The organism is Sutterella massiliensis, assembly GCF_016899755.1.
GTDB classification, from domain to species: Bacteria; Pseudomonadota; Gammaproteobacteria; order Burkholderiales; family Burkholderiaceae_F; genus Sutterella; species Sutterella massiliensis.
In genome coordinates this window covers 1-1335 of record NZ_JACJJC010000084.1, presented here as the reverse complement: position 1 = coordinate 1335, position 1335 = coordinate 1, and the positions used below count along the sequence as shown (strand labels likewise).

The following is a 1335-nucleotide window of genomic DNA, read 5'->3' as shown; positions in this document are numbered from 1 at the left end:
AGATTAGTCCTAGGAAAAGACTTCCAACTAAAGCGGCTTCATGTTGTCCAATTTATTCGAAATTGCTAAATCTCGATCTAGATAAGCCTACGATTCCTGTTGATCTGCAGATGCAGAAAGGATACATTCTTTCTGTATGGGGAGAACCTCCTTGGGGTGCGTTGACAGAAAAAGGAAAACATGCAGGTCATTTCGACGATCGCTTGGTAGAAGCGTCAAAAAATTTAATTTGCGAAAAGTGGAAGCCTAACGAAGATATTTTCTGGGTAGCATGTATTCCCTCGTTGCGGCATAAGAACCTTGTTCCAGACTTTGCAAAAAGACTTGCGGAAGAATTGGGGGTACCATTCTTTGAAGTTTTGAAAAAGAAATCTAATAATCAACCTCAGAAAGGAATGGAAAATAGCTATCACCAATGTAAAAACATAGATGGAAGTTTCTGTGTACAGTTAGATGATTTTAAAACCTTCGATTTTAAAAAACCTGTTCTGCTAGTCGATGATATTTCAGATTCTGGCTGGACTCTGACTCTTGCTTCAGCTTTGTTGTTAAAGCATGGAGTCTCGAAAGTTTTTCCTTTTGCACTTGCAACTTCGAATTTATCAAATGTTTGAGAAACTGTCACAAAATACTTATGCTGCACTTTTGTTGTGCGGCCATTTAACCGAAAAATCCTCTCGGGAAGAAACATCACCTTTGACTGTAAAAGAGTATGCAACTTTGGCAGTGTGGCTGATGCGGGAAAAACTAAAACCCTCGGATTTGTTAAGTCCCTCGTCTTCTTCTATTTTGGAAAAATTAAGTAATATAAACTTGGATCCTAAACGGATAAAAGATCTTCTCTCTCGTACTTTACAATTAACACTGGCTTTGGAGCGATGGAATCGTGCAGGGATCAATGTTATTTCGAGAAGTGATGTCTGCTATCCATCGATAATCAAACAAACTTTAAAGCAATCTTCACCACCAATTTTATACATTGCCGGCAATATGGATTTATTAAATCAAAAGGAACGTATTGCTGTAGTGGGATCTCGTAATGCATGTGAAGAGGATCTTGAATTTGCAAAAACAATTGGTTGTAGAGCTGCTGAAGATTCAGGTGTTATCGTTTCTGGTGGCGCAAAAGGGGTCGATTTGGCAGCAATGGAGGCAACGCTCGAAGCTGGTGGTTCTGCAATTGGTGTTTTGTCGGATAGCTTGATGAAGGCAGTTTTAAAAAAGAATTTCAGAGAAGCTATTCAAGGGGGAAAAATCTTGCTCCTTTCTCCGTTTAGCCCAGAATCGCGTTTTCTTGTCGGCAAAGCAATGGCAAGGAATAAATATATATATATC

General features: G+C 39.1%; 2 protein-coding genes. Both read left to right on the top strand.

Annotation, left to right across the window (positions count from 1 at the left end; all coding sequences use genetic code 11):
* Nucleotides 1–614 (top strand): phosphoribosyltransferase family protein (locus tag H6A60_RS11385; RefSeq protein WP_275114234.1); only part of this gene is annotated, 614 nt, incomplete at its 5' end.
* Nucleotides 607–1335: DNA-processing protein DprA (locus H6A60_RS11380; RefSeq protein WP_205104701.1), on the top strand; the 729-nt coding region annotated here is incomplete at its 3' end. The genes H6A60_RS11385 and H6A60_RS11380, both read left to right, overlap by 8 nt.